This is a genomic window from Sphingomonas tagetis (assembly GCF_024211275.1).
GTDB lineage: Bacteria > Pseudomonadota > Alphaproteobacteria > Sphingomonadales > Sphingomonadaceae > Sphingomonas > Sphingomonas tagetis.
The window spans coordinates 61,401-81,524 of sequence record NZ_JAMLDX010000017.1; the positions used below are offsets into that span (position 1 = coordinate 61,401).

21 protein-coding genes are annotated in these 20,124 nt (G+C 66.8%); 15 read left to right on the plus strand and 6 right to left on the minus strand.

Annotated elements, in window-relative coordinates; translation table 11 throughout:
• Nucleotides 1-31: 31 nt before the first annotated feature.
• The 7 genes from thiC (at nucleotide 32) to M9978_RS18220 (ending at nucleotide 6,290) form a co-directional block, all read left to right on the plus strand.
• On the plus strand, nucleotides 32-1,891 hold the full coding sequence (gene thiC / locus M9978_RS18190; protein ID WP_254295716.1) for a phosphomethylpyrimidine synthase ThiC: 1,860 nt from the start codon (nucleotides 32-34) through the stop codon (nucleotides 1,889-1,891).
• 110 nt (nucleotides 1,892-2,001) lie between these two features.
• Nucleotides 2,002-3,219: an AIPR family protein gene (locus M9978_RS18195; protein WP_254295717.1), complete on the plus strand. Its 1,218-nt coding sequence runs from the start codon at nucleotides 2,002-2,004 to the stop codon at nucleotides 3,217-3,219.
• Between the two features lie 106 nt (nucleotides 3,220-3,325).
• The gene (locus tag M9978_RS18200; protein WP_254295719.1) at nucleotides 3,326-3,826 is read left to right on the plus strand and encodes a 2'-5' RNA ligase family protein; all 501 of its coding nucleotides are present in this window, start codon (nucleotides 3,326-3,328) and stop codon (nucleotides 3,824-3,826) included.
• A 43-nt stretch (nucleotides 3,827-3,869) separates the two neighbouring features.
• On the plus strand, nucleotides 3,870-4,169 hold the full coding sequence (locus M9978_RS18205) for a LysR family transcriptional regulator (protein ID WP_254295721.1): 300 nt from the start codon (nucleotides 3,870-3,872) through the stop codon (nucleotides 4,167-4,169).
• Nucleotides 4,170-4,389: 220 nt separating this feature from the next.
• On the plus strand, nucleotides 4,390-5,016 hold the full coding sequence (locus tag M9978_RS18210) for a DUF6445 family protein (RefSeq protein WP_254295724.1): 627 nt from the start codon (nucleotides 4,390-4,392) through the stop codon (nucleotides 5,014-5,016).
• On the plus strand, nucleotides 5,013-5,753 hold the full coding sequence (locus M9978_RS18215) for a phosphatase PAP2 family protein (RefSeq protein ID WP_254295726.1): 741 nt from the start codon (nucleotides 5,013-5,015) through the stop codon (nucleotides 5,751-5,753). The genes M9978_RS18210 and M9978_RS18215 overlap by 4 nt, the downstream gene beginning before the upstream one ends.
• A 63-nt stretch (nucleotides 5,754-5,816) precedes the next feature.
• Nucleotides 5,817-6,290 carry a 2'-5' RNA ligase family protein gene (locus tag M9978_RS18220; protein WP_254295728.1) on the plus strand — a complete coding sequence of 158 codons (474 nt, stop codon included), beginning with the start codon at nucleotides 5,817-5,819 and terminating at the stop codon, nucleotides 6,288-6,290.
• On the opposite strand, the gene M9978_RS18225 is transcribed toward M9978_RS18220, so the two are convergent.
• The 4 genes from M9978_RS18225 to lepB are packed head-to-tail and all read right to left on the minus strand — an operon-like array spanning nucleotide 6,287 to nucleotide 9,655.
• Nucleotides 6,287-7,249 (minus strand): carbon-nitrogen hydrolase family protein, encoded by a 963-nt coding sequence (locus tag M9978_RS18225; protein ID WP_254295731.1) that lies wholly within the window; start codon nucleotides 7,247-7,249, stop codon nucleotides 6,287-6,289. The two genes, M9978_RS18220 and M9978_RS18225, sit on opposite strands and share 4 nt — an antisense overlap.
• A complete protein-coding gene (gene era / locus M9978_RS18230) occupies nucleotides 7,246-8,145 on the minus strand; it encodes a GTPase Era (RefSeq protein ID WP_254295734.1) in 900 nt (299 codons plus the stop codon). Before era ends, M9978_RS18225 begins: the two co-directional genes overlap by 4 nt.
• Nucleotides 8,142-8,807, minus strand: coding sequence for a ribonuclease III (rnc, locus tag M9978_RS18235; protein ID WP_254295738.1), 666 nt, complete (start codon nucleotides 8,805-8,807; stop codon nucleotides 8,142-8,144). Before rnc ends, era begins: the two co-directional genes overlap by 4 nt.
• Nucleotides 8,804-9,655 carry a signal peptidase I gene (lepB, locus tag M9978_RS18240; RefSeq protein ID WP_254295741.1) on the minus strand — a complete coding sequence of 284 codons (852 nt, stop codon included), beginning with the start codon at nucleotides 9,653-9,655 and terminating at the stop codon, nucleotides 8,804-8,806. The genes rnc and lepB overlap by 4 nt, the downstream gene beginning before the upstream one ends.
• A gap of 114 nt (nucleotides 9,656-9,769) precedes the next feature.
• Between lepB and pgi the strand changes: the two genes are divergently transcribed.
• The gene (gene pgi / locus M9978_RS18245; RefSeq protein WP_254295744.1) at nucleotides 9,770-11,263 is read left to right on the plus strand and encodes a glucose-6-phosphate isomerase; all 1,494 of its coding nucleotides are present in this window, start codon (nucleotides 9,770-9,772) and stop codon (nucleotides 11,261-11,263) included.
• 10 nt (nucleotides 11,264-11,273) lie between these two features.
• Nucleotides 11,274-12,620 carry a glutathione-disulfide reductase gene (gene gorA, locus M9978_RS18250; protein ID WP_254295747.1) on the plus strand — a complete coding sequence of 449 codons (1,347 nt, stop codon included), beginning with the start codon at nucleotides 11,274-11,276 and terminating at the stop codon, nucleotides 12,618-12,620.
• A gap of 4 nt (nucleotides 12,621-12,624) precedes the next feature.
• Here gorA and M9978_RS18255 read toward each other — a convergent pair whose 3' ends face one another.
• The gene (locus M9978_RS18255; protein ID WP_254295749.1) at nucleotides 12,625-13,884 is read right to left on the minus strand and encodes a dicarboxylate/amino acid:cation symporter; all 1,260 of its coding nucleotides are present in this window, start codon (nucleotides 13,882-13,884) and stop codon (nucleotides 12,625-12,627) included.
• Between the two features lie 71 nt (nucleotides 13,885-13,955).
• Here M9978_RS18255 and glmM point away from each other — a divergent pair, with 71 nt between their 5' ends.
• The 6 genes from glmM to M9978_RS18285 are packed head-to-tail and all read left to right on the plus strand — an operon-like array spanning nucleotide 13,956 to nucleotide 18,261.
• Nucleotides 13,956-15,296: a phosphoglucosamine mutase gene (gene glmM, locus M9978_RS18260; protein ID WP_254295751.1), complete on the plus strand. Its 1,341-nt coding sequence runs from the start codon at nucleotides 13,956-13,958 to the stop codon at nucleotides 15,294-15,296.
• Nucleotides 15,296-15,529 (plus strand): DUF1272 domain-containing protein, encoded by a 234-nt coding sequence (locus M9978_RS18265; protein WP_254295753.1) that lies wholly within the window; start codon nucleotides 15,296-15,298, stop codon nucleotides 15,527-15,529. The genes glmM and M9978_RS18265 overlap by 1 nt, the downstream gene beginning before the upstream one ends.
• Nucleotides 15,526-16,401 carry a 2-dehydropantoate 2-reductase gene (locus M9978_RS18270; RefSeq protein ID WP_254295755.1) on the plus strand — a complete coding sequence of 292 codons (876 nt, stop codon included), beginning with the start codon at nucleotides 15,526-15,528 and terminating at the stop codon, nucleotides 16,399-16,401. The genes M9978_RS18265 and M9978_RS18270 overlap by 4 nt, the downstream gene beginning before the upstream one ends.
• The gene (gene thiD / locus M9978_RS18275; protein WP_254295757.1) at nucleotides 16,398-17,168 is read left to right on the plus strand and encodes a bifunctional hydroxymethylpyrimidine kinase/phosphomethylpyrimidine kinase; all 771 of its coding nucleotides are present in this window, start codon (nucleotides 16,398-16,400) and stop codon (nucleotides 17,166-17,168) included. The genes M9978_RS18270 and thiD overlap by 4 nt, the downstream gene beginning before the upstream one ends.
• Nucleotides 17,169-17,170: 2 nt before the next feature.
• Nucleotides 17,171-17,845 (plus strand): ribonuclease HII, encoded by a 675-nt coding sequence (rnhB, locus tag M9978_RS18280; RefSeq protein WP_254295759.1) that lies wholly within the window; start codon nucleotides 17,171-17,173, stop codon nucleotides 17,843-17,845.
• Nucleotides 17,812-18,261 (plus strand): VOC family protein, encoded by a 450-nt coding sequence (locus M9978_RS18285; protein ID WP_254295761.1) that lies wholly within the window; start codon nucleotides 17,812-17,814, stop codon nucleotides 18,259-18,261. The genes rnhB and M9978_RS18285 overlap by 34 nt, the downstream gene beginning before the upstream one ends.
• Before the next feature lie 117 nt (nucleotides 18,262-18,378).
• Here M9978_RS18285 and M9978_RS18290 read toward each other — a convergent pair whose 3' ends face one another.
• Complete coding sequence (locus M9978_RS18290) at nucleotides 18,379-19,974, minus strand: isocitrate lyase (protein ID WP_254295762.1); 1,596 nt, start codon at nucleotides 19,972-19,974, stop codon at nucleotides 18,379-18,381.
• Between the last annotated feature and the right edge of the window lie 150 nt (nucleotides 19,975-20,124).

A 20,124-nucleotide genomic window follows, 5' to 3' on the forward strand; every position in this document is an offset into this window, starting at 1 on the left:
CCCGTTTGCTCCCGTCTGAGGAGCAAGACGAATGGCCGACATCCCCGCGCGCACCGAACTCAAGGTCACCACCGGCCCGATCCGCGGCTCACGCAAAATCCATGTCGGCCCGCTCGGCGTCGCGATGCGCGAGATCGACCTCGAGCCGTCCTCGGGCGAGCCGCCGCTGCGCGTCTATGACTGTTCCGGCCCCTACACCGACCCCAATGCCCGCATCGACATCATGGCCGGCCTGCCCGAGCTGCGCCGCGACTGGATCCGCAACCGCGGCGATGTCGAGGAAGTCGCCCAGCGCGAAATCCGCCCCGAGGATAATGGCCAGCTCGGCCCCGACCGCTCGGGCGGCGTCCAGCCCTTCCCCAACACCCGCAAGCGCGTGCTGCGCGCCAAGGCCGGCGCCAATGTCAGCCAGATGCACTATGCCCGCCGCGGCATCATCACGCCCGAGATGGAATATGTCGCCACCCGCGAGAATCTCGGCCGCGAGCGCCTCGCCGAATATGTCCGCGACGGCCAGGACTGGGGCGCCAGCATCCCCGATTACGTGACGCCGGAGTTCGTCCGCGACGAGGTCGCCCGCGGCCGCGCGATCATCCCCAGCAACATCAACCACCCCGAATCCGAGCCGATGGCGATCGGCCGCAACTTCCTCGTCAAGATCAACGCCAATATCGGCAACTCCGCCGTGGCAAGCGACGTCGCACAGGAAGTCGACAAGCTCGTCTGGTCGATCCGCTGGGGCGCCGACACGGTGATGGACCTCTCCACCGGCCGCAACATCCACGACACGCGCGAATGGATCCTGCGCAACTCGCCCGTCCCGATCGGCACCGTCCCGATCTATCAGGCGCTCGAAAAGGTCGGCGGCATCGCCGAGGAGCTGACCTGGGAGATCTTCCGCGACACGCTGATCGAACAGGCCGAGCAGGGTGTCGACTATTTCACGATCCACGCCGGCGTCCGCCTGCCCTACATCCCGATGACCGCGAAGCGCGTCACCGGCATCGTCAGCCGCGGCGGCTCGATCATGGCCAAATGGTGCCTCAGCCACCACAAGGAATCGTTCCTCTACGAGCATTTCGACGAGATCACCGAGATCTGCAAAGCCTATGACATCGCCTATTCGCTCGGCGACGGCCTGCGCCCCGGCAGCATCGCCGACGCCAATGACGAGGCCCAGTTCGCCGAGCTGTACACGCTGGGCGAACTGACCAAACGCGCCTGGGAACAGGATGTGCAGGTGATGATCGAAGGCCCCGGCCATGTGCCGATGCACAAGATCAAGGAGAATATGGACAAGCAGCTCGCTGCCTGCGGCGAGGCGCCCTTCTACACGCTCGGGCCGCTCACCACCGACATCGCGCCCGGCTATGACCATATCACCTCGGGCATCGGCGCCGCGATGATCGGCTGGTACGGCACGGCGATGCTCTGCTACGTCACGCCCAAGGAGCATCTCGGCCTCCCCGACCGCGACGATGTGAAGGTCGGCGTCGTCACCTACAAGCTCGCCGCCCACGCCGCCGACCTCGCCAAGGGCCACCCCGCCGCCAAGATGCGCGACGACGCGCTGAGCCGCGCGCGCTTCGAGTTCCGCTGGCGCGACCAGTTCAACCTGTCGCTCGACCCCGACACGGCCGAGCAATATCACGACCAGACGCTCCCCGCGGAAGGCGCCAAGACCGCGCACTTCTGCTCGATGTGCGGGCCGAAATTCTGCTCGATGAAGATCACGCAGGAAGTGCGGGATTTTGCGGCGAAGCAGAATGCCCCGGTCGAAAGCTTTGTCGCGGCGGAGGAAGCCGAGGCTGGGATGGCCGCGATGAGCGCGGTGTTCAAGGAGACGGGCAGCGAGCTTTATATGGGGAGTGGGGGACGGGAGCGGGATTGAGCCCGCTAACGCTCTAGTCGTGTCGTTGGGTTGATGATATGACCGCATTTCCGGCAGCCCAGTCTGCACGGATTTAACGGTCGCCTAGCGACACGGCATGGAGAAGACCAATGAGCGTTACGACGCATAAGCTGCGCGTGGCAGAGGCCCGCCGCATTAAGCACCCTGTGTTTCCGCAGATCGAAAAGCACTACTTCCTCGTCCAAGCGCGCGAGGTTCCAGACGGTATCCGCACCGATGCTAACGCGCGAGACCCGGAGGGTCTAAATCGCCGTGTGTATCGTGAGGTGCATGAAAGCTTGATGGGGCGCGACGCGGTGGTCGGCTCATTTGATCTGATGAACAAGGGCATCGTATGTCTAGCGGAAAGTGTTCGCCGCATCGACGACGAGTTGTACGAACTTAGTATCCGCGATGGCCAAGGCATCGTAGACGGTGGCCACACCTATAAACTTATCTGCGACGCGCAGGGCGATCCTTCTCTACCTGACGATAGCTTTGTTGAAATCCAAGTGCGAACTGGGGTTCCTGATAAATTAATCACCGATATCTCGCGTGGATTGAACACAGGTATCCAAGTTAAAGACCATAGCATAGCAAACTTGGATGGTAAATTCGAGTGGATTAAAGAAGAACTTAAAGGTGAACCATACTTCAAGCGCATCGCTTGGAGCGAAAGCGACAGGGGTGACTACGACGTTCGCGATCTAATCTGCATGATGGAAGCGATGAACGTTGTGGATTTTCCAAACGACAGCGGAACTCATCCGGTTTCCGCGTATGAAAAGTGGTCCATACCTACTAAGAAATATTCCGAAGATTTCGATGCAAATGCGACTGATCAGTCGCAATCTCGATATTACAAACTTCGGCCGATCTTGAAGCAAGCGATGGCATTATATGACATAATCCGTCGACAGTTTCGCGACATTTACAATGAAGCTGGTCTCGGAGCAGCAGGCAAGCTGGACATCGTTGAGGAAGCCAAAGGTAAGTCAAAGGCTTTTGATTTTCCTTTCGCAGGGCTTGAGCCCTGCCAATATCGCCTGACGAAGGGCGCGCTCTACCCCATCTACGGCGCCTTCCGTAACGCCGTCCGCATTAATGCGTCATCAGGCCAAGCTGAATGGATCGGTGGATTTCCTAAGGTTCTCGAACTTTGGAAGAACGTTGCCCCAGAACTGGCTAAACAAACGAAGCAGGCGACGAAGGACTTTGGTCATAAGCCGGACATGCTTGGAAAAAACCGCGGCCATTGGACTAACATGCATCAGACGGTCGAACTGCACATTCTTCGTGAGCAAATGCGGATGACTAAGGGGAAGTGATCGAAAGTGACCCGCGGACGAATGTCCGCGGGTTGCGGCTTCAGCTTTCATCTTCACCGCAGCAGCTACACCTCACCCCATGCGCGCCCGCAGCCCCCTCTACATCATGGCCAAGCCCCCTCCGGCCATCCAGCAAGCGATCACCGCGCTCCCCCGCAACGATCCCTCGCGCGGCCCGCACCTGCTCCACGTCACGCTCGTTTCGCTGTTCGATCTCCACCACGCCCCGCCCGACTGGCTCGGCCAGGTCATCGCCGCGCTCGACAGCTTCGACGGCCCCGCCTTCCCGCTCCATTTCGACCGGATCGAGAACCGCAAGGCCGTCACCCTGCGCACCCGCGACCCGCTCGGCGAAGCTCGCGCTTTTCAGCGCCAGCTCATGAACCACCTCGTCCTTTACAAGGCGCCCTTCACCGAAGGCACCACGCCCGAACCGCATGTCACGATCAACTATCGCGGCGACCGGCTGAACGCGCAGAAGATCGCGCCGATCGGCTGGAGCGTCGACGAGATCATCCTGATGGAAAGCATGGTCGGCAAGACCACCCATGTCGAACACGGCCGCTGGCCACTGCGCGCCGCATCCGGGTCCGCGCCCGCCGCCTGAAAACCATTTTCCTACACGCGCCGTTTCTGCTCCACCCTGCCGGATGGAACAGCCAGCCACCCCGCCCGCCCGCGCGATCTGGACGCCGTCCCGCCAGCGCATCTTCCTCGCCGCCCTGCTCGAAACCGGCAGCGTCGCCCGCGCCGCGCTTGCCGCCGGCATGTCGCGCTCCAGCGCGCACGGCCTGCGCAAGCGCCTTGCCGGCACACCGTTCGACCGCGCCTGGGATCACGCGCTGACGCTCCACGCCCGCCGTCTGGCCGATCCGTTCGCCGATACGCTCGCGCCCGAAGCGACGGCCGCTCCCCGTCCAGCACCTGTCGCTTCGGCGTCGCCGCGGTGACGCGATCCGGTCGCCTCGCGCTCGCCGGACGTCGCCTCGCCGTCGCGCCGGTGTCGCGCCCCAGTCGCGTGGGTGTCGCGCCGGTGTCGCGAAGCGGTCGCGTCGTGCTCATATCCAGTCGTCTCGCGGTCGCTTCGCCCCGAAACCCCGCCAGAACTGTCAACTTCGTCAACCGCGCGCCCCTTGCCCGCGCCCGCCCGCTTTGCCAGACCCGTCGCCGATGCCCCCCAGCTTCGTCATGATCGACGATTTCGTCGCCAACCCGCACGAGCTGCGGCGGCAGGCGCTCGCGCTCGGCTATGACGCCGATGCCAAGGATAGCGGCGCCAACTATCCCGGCACCGTCTCCGCCCGCGCGCTGCCGATCCCCGGTCTCGACGATTATGTCTCGCGCCTCGCCGGCCTGCCCCTCACCGGCGCGCCCGGCACGCTGCACGGCCATTGCCGCCTCACGCTCAAGGGCGACCGTGGGCAGAGCGGCGTGCATATCGACCCGGCCTTCTATTCGGGCATCCTCTATCTCACCCCGCCAGAACATTGCCGCGGCGGCACCGATTTCTACCGCCACCGCCGCACCGGGCTCGACAGCGTCCCGCGCACCGCCGACGCGATCGCCGCCACCGGCTATGCCGACATCAATGCGCTGGTCGAGGATGTGGTGAACAGGGATACGCGCCAGCCCGCCCGCTGGGAAAAAAGCTTCACCGCCCCGATGCGTTTCAACCGGCTGATCCTGTTCAGCCCGTGGATGTTCCACAACAGCGCCGCGGGCTTCGGCACCGGAACGGACGACGGGCGTTTGGTGTATCTGATGTTCTTCTCGGCCCAAAAGACGGTAGCGCCTTGAGCGATCCCGACGCCCCGCTCAGCGTGCAGGCCGCGCTGCACGAGCCGGTGACGCCCGACCAGAGCGCGCCCGACATCCGCCACCCGCCCTGGGCGTTCATCGCGCTCGCTGCCCTTGCCGGGGCGGTCGCGCTCGTCACCGTGCTAGGCGCGACGATCGCCCGCGGCCATCAATTCGCCTTTGACCGGGCGATCATGCTGGCGCTGCGCGAACCCGGCAATCTGGCGATGCCGGAGGGACCGGTGTGGCTGCGCCAGGCGATGATCGACCTGACCGCGCTCGGCGGCGAGACGATCCTGACGCTCGTCGCGGCGCTCACCATCGGTTTCCTGCTCGTCAACCGCCATCTGCTCACCGCGGCGCTGGTGTTCGCCGGCACCACCACCGGATCGATCGGCGTCAGCCTCGCCAAATCGCTGGTCGGCCGCCAGCGTCCGGCGCTGGTCGACCATCTGGTCGAGGTCGGCTCGGCCAGCTTCCCCAGCGGCCACGCCGCCAACAGCGCGATCGTCTACCTCACCATCACGCTGGTCCTGATGCAGATCGTCGAGGCGAAGCGCGCCCGCTGGTTCCTGTTCACCGCCACCGTGCTGCTGGTCGCCGCGATCGGCGCGAGCCGGGTCTATCTCGGCGTCCACTGGCCGAGCGACGTCCTCGCCGGCTGGAGCTTCGGCGCATTGTGGGCGCTGGCATGGTGGGCGGTGGGAAGCTGGCTGCGGTCGCGGCGGGCTGGATGATTGTTGAAGAACAAAACGGGAATATATGCTAGGCAGGCGAGCCGAATCGAAAAGAGTTGAGCCATGCGCCCGCGCCCGAAATACCTGCTGCTGATCAAGCCGCCACTGCCCGTCGCCGACCATATCGACGGTCTTCGCGGCCTTCACGGTATCGACCGCAGCTACACTAGTGACAAGCTGCACGGCACGCTGCTGCCATTGGGCGACATCGACCCCGGGCGCGTGCGCGATCACCTGTCCGATTTCCGCGCGGCGCCGTTTCGCGTCGTGTTCGACCGGATCGAGCACGCCGTACTCAACGCCAGCGAGACGATCCACGGCCTCATCGCCTTCCACCGGCGACTGGTCACGCATCTGCGGCATGCGGGCTGTCGGCTACCGGACTATACGCTGCGCCCGCATGTCACGCTCAGCTACAAGGCGCGGTTGTCCGCGTCGTTCGGCATCGATCCGGTCAGCTGGCGCGTCGAGGAATTCCTGCTGATCGAAAGCCATGCCGGACGGCACAGGCAGCGGGGGCGGTGGCGGCTCGACTAACCGTCCGTATCGACGACGCTCTCCCGCGCCCGCCGGTCGATGCGCAGTTCGAACACGTCAGGCCGGGCATAATGGCCATCGGTGTCGAGGCTCGTCAGCCCCCGCCCGATCGCCGACAGGTCGAGCGCCGCGGTCAAAATCTCGCGGCCCGCCCCGGCCTGCGCGATCACCCCGCCATCCGGCCCGATGATCGCGCTCCCGCCGAACTGCTGCTCACCCTCGGGCATGCCGAGCAGCAGGTTCCTCGCTTCGCCGCCACCCCCGGCCTGCGCCAGCCCGTCGAGCAGATCGTCCCGCGTCTGGATCGCGGCGGCCGCCAGCACGAAGCACCGCCCCTCGAACGCATAATGCCGCGACGCGACCAGATACATGTCCCGCACCGACGGCCACGCCGCGACATGCACCGCCTCGCCTTCATGGTGCATTGCCGCCCGCGCCAGCGGCATCCAATGCTCCCAGCAGATCAGCTGCCCGACCGCGCCCCATTCGGCCCGATGCACGCCCAGCGTCGATCCATCGCCCTGCCGCCAGATCAGCCGCTCGCCCATCGTCGGCACCAGCTTGCGGTGGATCAGCGGCCGCTGGCCCGGGCGAAACAGGAATTGCGTGTTGAACAGGCTCTGCCGCAGCCGCTCATGCCCGCCGATCGACACCAGCACGCCAGCGCGGTCCACCAGCTCCTGGATCGGCGCCAGCCGCGGATCGTCCACGCCGCGCACCGCCTGGTCCATCAGGATCGCATGCAGCTCCTGCGTGCCGCGATGGTCCCACAGCGCCGCGTCGGGCGCCGCATCGAGCCATACCGGATAGCCACCCAGAAACGTCTCGCCGAACGCGATCATCTGCGCCCCGGCATCGACCGCATCGGCTATTCCCCTCACCGCCCGCTCGATCCCCGGCCCGATCGCCAGCGGCACCGGCGCATCCTGCACGATCGCGGCGGTGAGGCGTGCGGTCACTCCACCCAGTCCAGCCCGATGTCGCGGTACAGCCCGCGATCGTCCTCCCAGCCGGGCCGCACCTTGACGTGGAGATAGAGGTGCACCTTGACCCCCATCAGCTTGGCCAGTTCGGCCCGCGACCGCGCCCCGATCTCCTTGATGCGGCTGCCGCCCTTGCCGAGCACGATCGCGCGCTGCGTCTCGCGGCCGACCAGAATCTGCTGGTGGATCTCGACCGACCCGTCTTCGCGCTCCTTATACTGCTCGGTCTCGACCGCGCTGGCATAGGGCAGCTCGGCATGGAGTTGCAGATAGAGCTGCTCGCGCGTGATCTCCGCCGCCAGCATCCGGTCGGTCGCGTCGGACACCTGATCCTCGGGAAAGTGCCACGGCCCCTCGGGCAGTTTCGCCGCCAGCGCCGCCTTCAATTCCGCCACGCCGTCGCCAGTGGTCGCCGACACGAAATAGGTGTCATCGAACGCGCCGAGCTCGTTGAGCGTCGCGGCGTGGCCGAGCAGCCGCGGCTTGTCGGCGATATCGACCTTGTTGAGGATCAACAGCTTGCGCTCGCGCCGCGTCTTGAGGCTCTCGGCCAGCGCGCGCACCTTCGGCCCGACGCCGCCCTTGCCATCGACCACCAGCGCGATCAGGTCGGCATCCTTCGCCCCCTCCCACGCCGCCGCGACCATCGCCCGGTCGAGCCGCCGCGCAGGATCGAAGATGCCCGGCGTATCGACCAGCAGCAGCTGCGCATCGCCTTCGATCGCAATCCCCATCAGCCGCGTCCGCGTCGTCTGCGCCTTGGGGCTGACGATCGCGACCTTCTGCCCGACCAGCGCGTTGACCAGCGTCGACTTGCCCGCGTTCGGTGCCCCGACCACCGCGACCAGCCCGCAATGTTGCGTCCCGCTCATTTGAGCTGCTCCAGCAATGCCGCCGCGGCTGCGGTCTCGGCTTCCTGCTTCGAGCTGCCCTCGCCCTCGGCGGCCGCCAGCTTGCCGATCACCGCACGCACCTTGAAGCGCGGCGCATGACCCGGCCCGGAGCGGTCGACCAGCTCATAGTCGGGCGGGCGGCGGTTGTTGGCCGCGGCCCATTCCTGCAACGCCGATTTGGGGTGTTTGGGCGCCGATCCCTGCTCGTCGATGCGGCTGTCCCACAGCCGCCGCACCCACGCCTGCGCCTCGGCGAAGCCGCGTTCGAGGAACAGCGCGCCGATCAGCGCCTCCATGACGTCGCCCAGCACATTGTCGCTGCTCGCCGCGCCGTCGTCACGCGCCTGCTTGCCCAGCTTCAAATGCGCCGGCACGCCGATCTCGCGCGCCACCTCGGCGCACACCACGCCGGTCACCAGCGAATTGAACCGGCGCGAGAGCTTGCCCTCCGGCTCGCCGGGAAAGCGTTCGTACAGCCAGTCGGCCAGCGTCAGCCCCAGCACGCGGTCGCCCAGAAATTCGAGCCGCTCGTAATTGTCCGCGCCATGGCTGCCATGCGTCAGCGCGCGCTCGAACCCCGACAGGTCATCCGGCGCCCGGCCGATCAGCCCGGCCAGCCAGCCGGCCAGCGACTCGGTCAAAAGCCGTCCCCGATCCGGTTCCAGCGCGCCGCGGTGAACCACGTCCAGGGCAGCGCCCAGCTCGCGCTGCCGTCGGTCGACCAGAAGCTGACCACCGCCTTGCCCTGCAGATTCTGCATCGGCACGAAACGGATGCCGCCCACCTCATGCGTGAAGCGGCTGTCGGTCGAATCGTCGCGGTTATCGCCCATCAGGAAGACATGGCCGGCGGGCACGGTGAAGACTTCGGTATCGTCGGCGATCGTCTGCCCCTGATCGAGCACCTCGTAGCGCTTGCCGCTCGGCAGCGTCTCGCGGAAGCGCGGGATGCGGCACACGCCCTCGCTGCCCGCGGTCGCCTCGACGAACTCAGGACGACAGCTGCTGTTGGGCGAGATCGGCATCACGAAATCGGCGATCCGCTCCTTGGGAATCGGCTTGCCGTTGAGGATCAACTGCCCGGTGCGCATCTGCACGGTGTCGCCGGGCAGGCCGATGACGCGCTTGATCCAGTCTTGATTGTCGGTCGGCGGCGCCTTGAACACCACCACGTCGCCGCGCGTCGGATCGTCGGCGAAGATGCGGCCGGGGATCAGCGGCCAGCTCCACGGCAGCGAATGTTTGGAATAGCCGTAGTTCCATTTGGTGATGAACAGATAGTCGCCGACCAGCAACCGCGGCAGCATCGAGCCAGAGGGGATGCTGAACGGCGCGAAGATGAAGCTGCGCACCACGAAGACGAGGATCGCGAGCTTGAGGAGGAAAGTCAGCGTGTCGCGCCACTCGGAATGCGGCTTGGCCGGGGCGGGCGCCGGTTCGGCGGCTCGGGGCGCGTCGGGCGCGGAATCGGTGGGGGCGGTGTCGTCCATGTCGCTGCTCTGCGCGGGGTGTGTGGCATCGTCAAGGCACCCGAATCCGCCCGGCTCACTGGCGATGCCCGATACGGCACGCTACATGCGCGCCAGGAACCGAGGAGACACGCCGTGCCGACCCCCGACTGGACCGCGATCGAGGCGTTGCCGCGCACGCCGCTCAAGGACCTGTTCGCCGCCGACTCGAACCGGCTCGCGTCGCTCTCGACCGATGTTGCCGGCATCCATTTCGACTTTTCCAAGACGCATCTCGACGCGACCGCGCTCGACGCCTTTGCCGCGCTCGCCAAGTCCGCCGGCCTTGCGGCGAAGCGCGACGCGCTGTTCGCGGGTGAAGTCGTCAACGTCTCCGAAGGCCGCGCGGTCGAGCATACCGCCGAGCGCGGCGAGGGCGCGGATGACAGCGTCGCGCGCGCCGCCGCCTTCCACGCCCGCATGCGCGGCCTGATCGATGCGATCGAGGCCGAGGCGCTCGGCCCGGTTGCGCATGTCCTGCACATCGGCATCGGCGGCTCGGCCCTCGGCCCCGAGCTGCTGATCGACGCGCTCGGCCGCGAGAATGGCCGCTATGATGTCGGAATCGTCTCCAATGTCGACGGCTGCGCGCTCGAGGAGGCGATCGCTACCTTCGATCCGCACGCGACGCTGATCGCGATCGCGTCGAAGACTTTCACCACCACCGAGACGCTGCTCAACGCCGAAAGCGCGCTCGACTGGATGCGCGAGCACGGCGTCGAGGACCCTTATGGCCGCGTGATCGCGCTCACCGCGGCGCCCGACAAGGCGATCGAATGGGGCGTCGACGAGACGCGCGTGCTGCCCTTCGCCGAGAGCGTCGGCGGCCGCTATTCGCTGTGGTCGTCGATCGGATTCCCCGCCGCGATCGCGCTCGGCTGGGACGCGTTCGAGGCACTGCTCGACGGCGCGGCCGAAATGGACCGGCATTTCCGCCTGACCGATCTGCGCAGCAACGCCCCGGTCCTCGCTGCCTTCGCCGACCTCTATTACACGCAGGCGCGCGGATGCCAGACACGCGCCGCCTTCGCTTATGACGAGCGGCTTCGGCTGCTGCCCTCCTATCTCCAGCAGCTCGAGATGGAATCGAACGGCAAGTCGGTCACCGCCGATGGCCAGCCGCTCGGCCGCCCGAGCGCCGCGATCACCTGGGGAGGGGTCGGCACCGACGCGCAGCACGCGGTGTTCCAGCTGCTCCACCAGGGCACGCATCTCGTCCCCGTCGAGTTTCTCGGCGTGATCGAGCCGGGCGATACCCAGGCCGACGACCACCACCGCCAGCTGCTGATCAACGCCTTCGCGCAGGGCGCTGCGCTGATGGCCGGCCGCGCCAATGACGATGGCGCGCGCGCCTATCCCGGCGACCGCCCGTCCTCGACCATCCTGCTCGACGAGCTCGACCCGCGCACGCTCGGCGCGCTGATCGCCTTTTACGAGCACCGCACCTTCGTCAACGCGGCGCTGCTCGGCATCAATGCCTTCGACCAGTTCGGCGTCGAGCTGGGCAAGGAAATGGCCAAGGCCGCCGACCGCGGCGGACAGGATTTCGACCCCTCGACCACCGATCTCATCCGCCGCGCATTCGGCTGAAGGAACCCAGATGACCGACTATGACTACGACCTGTTCGTCATTGGCGCGGGTTCGGGCGGGGTGCGCGCGTCGCGGGTGGCGGCGGCCTATGGCGCTCGCGTTGCGGTGGCGGAGGAGTATCGCGTCGGCGGCACCTGCGTCATCCGCGGCTGCGTGCCCAAAAAGCTGCTGATCTATGGCGCGCATTTCGCCGAGGACTTGAAGGACGCGCGCCGCTTTGGCTGGAACGTCCCCGATTGCGACTTCGAATGGGCGACGCTGCGCGACAATGTCCTCGCCGAGGTTGACCGGCTCAACAAGGCGTACACCAGCACGCTCGACAATCACGGCGTCGAGATCATCCTCGAACGCGCCACCGTCTCCGGCCCCAACGAGGTCACGCTGGCGAGCGGCCGCAAGCTCAGCGCCGGCAAGATCCTGATCGCCACCGGCGCGCACCCGTCGGTGCCGCATTGCCCGGGGCATGAGCATGGCATCACTTCGAACGAGGTGTTTCACCTCGACACGCTCCCCAAGCGCGTGCTGATCGCGGGCGCGGGCTATATCGCCAACGAATTCGCCGGCATCTTCAACGAGTTTCACAGCAAGGTCACGCTGATCAATCGCTCGGACGTGATCCTGCGCGGCTATGACGAGCAGATCCGCGACCGGCTGCTGCAGATCAGCATGACCAAGGGCATCGACTTCCGCTTCCACGCCGAGTTCCGCGGGATCGAACGCCAAGCCGATGGCAGCCTCAAGGTCAGCATGACCAACCATGACGACATCGAGGTCGATTGCGTGCTGTTCGCCACCGGCCGCGTGCCCAACACCGATGGCCTGGGCCTCGCCGAAGCGGGGGTGAAGCTCGACGGCAAGGGTGCCGTGGTGGTCGGCGACGACAACCGCTCGTCGGTGCCCAGCATCTTCGCGGTCGGCGACGTCACCAACCGCGTCCAGTTGACCCCCGTGGCGATCCGCGAGGGGCAAGCGTTCGCCGACAGCGAGTTCGGCGGCAAGCCCACCCTCGTCGATTACGCCTGCATCCCCGCCGCGGTGTTCAGCCACCCGCCGATCGCCGGCGTCGGCATGACCGAGAGCGAGGCGAAGCAGAAATACGGCGCGGTCAGCGTCTATACCTCCGACTTCCGCCCGATGAAGAATGTGCTCGCCGGCCGCAACGAGCGCGCGCTCTACAAGATGATCTGCGAGCCGACCTCGGGCAAGGTGCTCGGCCTGCACATGATCGGCCCGGACTCGCCCGAAATCCTGCAAGCCGCCGCCGTCGCGGTGAAGGCCGGCCTCACCAAGGCCGATTTCGACCAGACCGTCGCCCTGCATCCCAGCATGGCCGAGGAACTCGTGCTGCTGAAGTGAGAGCCTAGCCCGCTTTCAACAACGCGTCCGCTTCGCTTTCTTCCCCGCCCTCGCCCGCGATCGCCCGCGTCGCGGCGACGTCCATCGCGACATTGCCGACGGTGCGGAAGATGTCGGGGATCGTCTCGACCGCCACCAGCAGTCCCAGCGGTGCGATCGGCACCCCCATCGCGATCGCGATCGGCGCTATCGAGGACACGAAGCTGATCGTCCCGGGCAGTCCCACCGCGCCCATCGTGGTAATCGCCGCCGCCGCCCAGCCCGCCGCGATCTGGCCCCAGCTCAGTTCGATCCCGAACCAGTGCGCGACATAGATCGCCACCGCGAAATTCATCGCCGGCCCGGTCCAGCGGAACAGCGCCACCGCCAGCGGCAGCACCACGCCCGCCCGCGCCACCGGAACGCCCAGCGTCTCGGTGCTCTTGAGCATCGCCGGCAGGCTGGCGAGCGAGGATTGCGTGCTCGCCGCGACCGACTGCGACGGCAGGATCGCGCGCACGAAACGCCCCGGCGATACCTTGGCGAAGCTCCATGCGAACGGCACCGCCAGCAACCACAGCACCACGCCCACCGCCGACACGATCACCACATAGTGCAGCAGGGCGCCGAACGCCGACGTCCCCGCGCGCGCGCCGACGACATAGGCCAGCGCACCCACGCCGATCGGCCCCAGCCACAGCACCCAGTTGATCACCACGAGCATGGCATTGCCGATCGCCTGGAAGAAGCCGGTCAGCCGCACGCGCTCGTCATTGGGCAGCCGCGTGATCGCGAAGGCGAAGACGGTAGTGAACAGGATCATCGGCAGAAACGCGTCGTTGACCGCCGAGGCGATCGGGTTCGACGGCACCAGCGCGACCAGAAAGGCGGAGAAAGGCGGCATCTCCCCGGTCGGCGGCGCGCTCCCCAGCGCGGCGCGAAGCGATTCGGCCAGATCGGGGCCGAGCGGAAAGGCCGACAGCATTCCCAGCGTCAGTGCGCCGCCGAGCGCCGACGACACCCACAGCAGCACGATGAACCAGATGAACGCCCGCCCCGCCAGCCGGCTCGCCTTCGCCGCCTCGGCCGTCGCGGCGATGCCGGTGATCAGCAGCGACACCACCAGCGGCACGATCGTCATCTGCAACGCGTGCAGCCACATCGTCCCGACCGGCTGCACCCAGTCGGCGGCGGTCACCGCCCCCTGCGGCGCCAGTGCGGCAGCGGCGATGCCGATCGCCAGGCCTGCAATCAGCGCGAGAAAAATCCGGGTTGGCTGCGACATACTCGCCCTTGACAGATCGCCGCGCTATCAACGGCGCGGCTGGGTCTCTGAAGGTCGCAAAGCGCACGGATATGGCAAGGAAATATTTCGGAACCGACGGGATTCGCGGCAAGACCAACGCGCATCCGATGACCGCGGCGATGGCGATGAAAGTCGGCATGGCGGCCGGCAAGCATTTCCTGCGCGGCGATCACAAGCATCGCGTGGTGATCGGCAAGGATACGCGACTGTCGGGCTATATGCTCGAAAATGCGATGGTCGCGGGCTTCACCAGCGTCGGCATGGACGTGGTGCTGGTCGGCCCGATGCCCACCCCCGCCGTGGCGATGCTCACGCAATCGATGCGCGCCGACCTTGGCGTCATGATCTCGGCCAGCCACAACCCCTATGCCGATAACGGCATCAAGCTGTTCGGCCCGGACGGCTACAAGCTGTCCGACGCGGACGAGGCGGCGATCGAAGCGCTGATCGACGGTGAGATCGAGCTGCCGCCCGCGCCCGAGATCGGCCGCGCCAAGCGTATCGAGGACGCGCGCGGCCGCTACATCCACTTCGCCAAATCGACCTTTCCCGAAGAGCTGCGGCTCGACGGGCTCAAGATCGTGGTCGATTGCGCCAATGGCGCCGCCTATCAGGTCGCGCCCTCCGCACTGTGGGAGCTGGGCGCCGAGGTGATCGCGATCGGCGTCACGCCCAATGGCAAGAACATCAACGACCAGGTCGGCTCGACCGCGCCGCTGACGCTGTGCGAGACCGTCGTCGCCTCGGGCGCTCAGATCGGCATCGCGCTCGACGGCGATGCCGACCGGCTGATCGTCGCCGACGAGCGCGGCCAGGTGGTCGACGGCGACCAGCTGATGGCAGCGATCGCCGGCGGCTGGGCGCGGCAGGGGCGGCTGCAGGGCGGCGGCCTCGTCGCGACGGTGATGTCGAACCTCGGTCTCGAACGCCATCTCGCCGGTCTCGGCCTCGGCCTCGAACGCACCGCGGTGGGTGACCGCCATGTGCTCGAGAGGATGCGCGCCAGCGGCTATAATGTCGGCGGCGAGCAGTCGGGTCATATCATCCTGTCGGACTATGCCACCACCGGCGACGGCCTCGTCGCGGCGCTGCAGGTGCTGGCCGAACTGGTCCGCGCCGGCGCACCCGCGAGCGAGGTGCTCCACCGCTTCGACCCGCTGCCGCAATTGCTCAAGAATGTCCGCTTCGCCGGCGGCAAGCCGCTCGACGACGACACGGTCAAGCAGGTCATCGCCGAGGCCGAGGCCGAACTCGACGGCACCGGCCGCATTCTCATCCGCCCGTCGGGCACCGAACCGGTGATCCGCGTGATGGCCGAGGGCGAGGACAGCGCGCAGGTCGAGGCGGTGGTCGACCGCATCTGCGACGCCGTGCGCAAGGCGGCTGCATAATGCTCGAGATGCGCCCCGATTGCGAACGCTGCGGCACCGACCTGCCCGCCGATCAGGGCGGCGCGTTCATCTGCTCGTTCGAATGCACCTTCTGCGCCGATTGCGCCGACACGCTCGACGAGCTTTGCCCCAATTGCGGCGGCGAATTGCTCGACCGCCCGGCGCGCGTCGGCGATGCGCTCCGGCGGCATCCAGCCGCAACCCAGCGGCGGTTCAGCGGAAACGACAATTGACCCGGATCGCGGTGATCGGAACCGGCGCGGTTGGCGCCTCGGTCGCGGCATGGCTGATCGCCGATCGCGCGCACGACGTCGTGCTGTGCGTGCGCACGGCGTTCGAGCGGTTGCGCGTCGAGACGCCCGTCGGCGTGCTGCAAAGCGCGCCGACCCTGCTGACTTCGCCGGGCGAAGCGGAACCCGTGGACTGGGTGATCGCGGCGACCAAGACCTACGACGCCGATGGCGTCTCGCGCTGGCTTGGCCGGCTGGCGGACGAGCGCACGCGCGTCGCCATCCTGCAGAACGGCGTCGAGCATCGCACGCGTTTCCCGCAACTCGACCCGGCGCAGATCGTCCCGGTGATCGTCGATATTCCCGCCGAGCGGCGCGCGCCCGGCGACGTCGTGCAACGGCGCACCGGCAGCCTTACCGTCCCGGCCGGAACGGCGGGCGACGCGTTCTCCGCCTTGTTCGCGAACAGCCCGATCGAGATCCACCTGACCGCCGACTGGCTGACCGCCGCCTGGCAGAAGCTGGCGATCAACTGCGCAGGCGCGGTCAGCGCGCTGACGCTGCAACCCGGTGGCATCGCGCACGATCCCGAAGCGGCGGCGCTGATGCGGGCGCTCGTGCGCGAATGCATCGCGGTCGGCCGCGCGGAGGGCGCGAAGCTCGACGATGCGCTCGCCGAGCGTGTGATCGAGGGCTATCGCGAAGCCCCGGCGGATTCGGTCAACTCGATCCATGCCGACCGGCTGGCGGGCCGCGCAACCGAGGCGGATGCGCGCAACGGCGTGATCGCGCGGCTGGGCGAGCGCCACGGCATCGACACACCACTCAACCGCATGGCCGACATACTCCTGCGTCTCGGCGCGCCGCTGCCGTGATCCCGCGCATCCTCATCATCGCCGGCTCGGACTCGGGCGGCGGCGCGGGCATTCAGGCCGATATCAAGACCGTCACCATGCTCGGCGGCCATGCCATGACCGCGATCACCGCGATCACCGCGCAGAACACGCTGGGCGTCACCGCCGTCCATTCGGTTCCGGTCGAGATGGTGCTGGCGCAGATCGATTCGGTGGTGAGCGACATCGGCGTCGATGCGGTCAAGATCGGCATGATCGGCTCTGCCGCGACGGCACACGCCGTCGCCGACCGGCTCGAGGCGCTCGACGTGCCGATCGTGTTCGATCCGGTGATGATTGCCACCAGCGGCTCGCTGCTCGCCGATGCCGAAACGATCGCGGCGTTCGAGCGGCTGATGGGGCTTGCATCGGTCACCACGCCGAACCTCGACGAACTCGAAGCATTGGGCGGGCGCGAGGCGGTGCTCGCCCATGGCTGCCATCTCGCCGAGAAGGACGGGCATGGCGAGGGCCATGACGTGCATGACAAGCTGTTCGCCCCCAATGGCGAGCTGGTCGGCGAACTGATCGGCAAGCGCTTCGACACCGACGACACGCACGGCACCGGCTGCACCTTCGCCAGTGCGCTCGCCACGGGCCTCGGAGCCGGGATGCCGATCGCCGACGCCTTCGCCCAGGCGATCCGCTTCGTCCGCATCGCGATCCTCAGCGCACCGCATCTCGGCAACGGGCATGGCCCGATCGGCCACGCGCTTGGCGTCGTCCCCTTTGACGAGATAGAGGGCTAACGATGCCCGACCTCAAATATGAACGCCGCTACAAGCGCCTCCACAAGGGGCCGGTCGCGGGTGTGGACGAGGCCGGCCGCGGCCCGCTCGCCGGCCCGGTGGTCGCCGCCGCGGTGGTGCTCGACCCACGCTGCATTCCCGACGGGATCGACGATTCCAAGGCGCTGACGGCGCTCAAGCGCGCTGACCTCTGCGCGAAGCTGCTGGTCTGCGCGCGCGTCGGGGTCGGCATCGCCAGCGTCGAGGAGATCGACCGGCTCAACATCTTCTGGGCGACGATGCTGGCGATGACGCGCGCCGTCGCCGCGCTCGACATCCCGCCCGCCTTTGTGCTGGTCGACGGCAATCGCTGCCCCGACTGGGAGCACCAGAGCCATGCCGTGGTCGGCGGCGACGCGCTGTGCCTGTCGATCGCCGCCGCCTCGATCGTCGCCAAGCACCGCCGCGACTGCATGATGGAGGAACTCGACGCGCTCCACCCGCAATATGGCTGGCGCTCGAACAAGGGCTATGCGGCTAAGTCGCACCAGGAAGCGCTGCGCATCTACGGCCCGACCCCGCACCACCGCCGCAGCTTCGCGCCGGTGGCGCAGGCGGAACTCGATTTCGGTCCCGCCGTTGCTCCCCGCGAAGGAGAGCCCCAATGGAAACCCAGAAACTCTTTCGCGGCCGCCTGATCGACCACATCCAGCTGGTCGTGGCGGATCTCGACGCCAGCCGCCGCCTCTACACCGCCTTGTTCGAGGCGCTCGGCATTCCATTGAGCGGCGAAGGCGAGGATTATTTCTGGGTGGACGAGTTGTTCGTTTCGACCGCCGACAGCGAGGCCGCGGCAGGCAAGCTGACCGGCCGCCACCACCTCGCCTTCCAGGCGAAGGACCGCGCCACGGTCGATGCGTGGTACAAGGCCGGCCTCGCCGCCGGCGGCACCGACAATGGCGCGCCCGGCGAGCGGCCCTATCACCCCGGTTACTATGCCGCCTTCCTGATCGACCCCGACGGCAACAATATCGAGGCAGTCCATCACGGCGAGGCCAAGCAGAATGTCGATGCCGTGACCGTCGAGTTCGAGGCGCCGGTCGCCTCGTCCTGACGGAAAAGGCCCGCCGCAGCGCCGAATGATCGCTGCGACGGGCCTCCTTTCCTCCCCAGGAAACCTTTCTCGGGTCCCGGCCCCGGCGGTTTTAGCCGTGAGCCGTCAACAGCTCGCTCAAGCCGCGAACTGATTCATCGTATTGTGCGCGCCGCCCGCCTTGAGCGCGGCCTCACCGGCGAAATATTCCTTGTGATCGTCGCCGATGTCGCTGCCCGACATATTCTGGTGCTTCACGCAGGCGATGCCCTGGCGAATCTCCTGCCGCTGCACGCCCTTGACGTAGCCCAGCATCGCCGCGTCGCCGAAATATTCCTTGGCGAGGTTGTCGGTGCTGAGCGCCGCGGTGTGATAGGTCGGCAGCGTGATCAGGTGGTGGAAGATGCCGGCCCGCGCCGCCGCATCGCGCTGGAAGGTGCGGATCTTCTCGTCCGCTTCCGCCGCCAGCTCGCTGCCGTCATAATCGACACTCATCAGCTTCGCCCGGTCATAACCCGACACGTCCTTGCCGGCCTGCGCCCAGGCATCGAACACCTGCTGGCGGAAGTTCAGCGTCCAGTTGAACGACGGCGAGTTGTTGTAGACCAGCTTCGCGTTCGGAATCACCTCGCGGATGCGATCGACCATCGACGCGATCTGCTCGATATGCGGCTTCTCGGTCTCGATCCACAGCAGGTCGGCGCCATGCTGGAGCGAGGTGATGCAGTCGAGCACGCAGCGGTCCGCCCCGGTTCCCTCACGGAACTGGAACAGGTTCGACGGCAACCGCTTGGGCCGCATCAGCTTGCCGTCGCGCTCGATCACCACGTCGCCGCGCAGCGACGACAGGTCGGTGACCTCCTCGCAATCGAGGAACGCGTTATACTGGTCTCCGATATCGCCGGCTTCCTTGCTGAACGCGATCTGCTTGGTCAGGCCAGCGCCGAGCGAATCGGTGCGCGTGACGATGATCCCGTCATCGACGCCCATTTCGAGGAAGGCGTAGCGGCAGGCGCGGACCTTCGCGAGGAAGTCTTCGTGCGGCACGGTGACCTTGCCGTCCTGATGACCGCACTGCTTCTCGTCGGACACCTGATTCTCGATCTGCAGCGCGCAGGCGCCGGCCTCGATCATCTTCTTGGCGAGCAGGTACGTCGCCTCGGCATTGCCGAAGCCCGCATCGATATCGGCGATGATCGGCACGACATGCGTCTCGTAATTGTCGATGGCATGCTGGATGCGCTGGGCCTCGACCTCGTTGCCGGCATCGCGCGCCGCATCGAGATCGCGGAACATCATGCCAAGCTCGCGCGCATCGGCCTGCTTGAGGAAGGTATACAGCTCCTCGATCAGCGCCGGAACGCTGGTCTTCTCGTGCATCGACTGGTCGGGCAGCGGCCCGAAATCGCTGCGCAGCGCCGCGACCATCCAGCCCGACAGATAGAGGTATTTGCCCTTGGTCGTGCCGAAATGCTTCTTGATCGAGATGAGCTTCTGCTGCCCGATGAACCCGTGCCAGCAGCCGAGCGACTGGGTGTAGGCCGCGGGATCGGCGTCATAGGCCGCCATGTCGCGGCGCATGATGCCCGCGGTGTACTTCGCGATGTCGAGTCCGGTGCGGAAGCGGTTCTGCAGCCGCATCCGCGCGACGGATTCGGCGTCGATGCCGTTCCAGCGGCCGTTCTCGGCGTCGATCGGCTGCTGCGCCCGGGCGATTTCGTCTTGGTAGGTCATCGGTTCCTCGCTTGGTTGCGAGTGCCTCTATTCACATTGACACGCAGACGCCCTGAAATCCGGCTATTATCGAGGTCACACGGTGAGCGTGATGGGCGCGGACATCGCAAAGTTGTAAATTTATGACATGCGCGGGGCACGGCTCCTTGC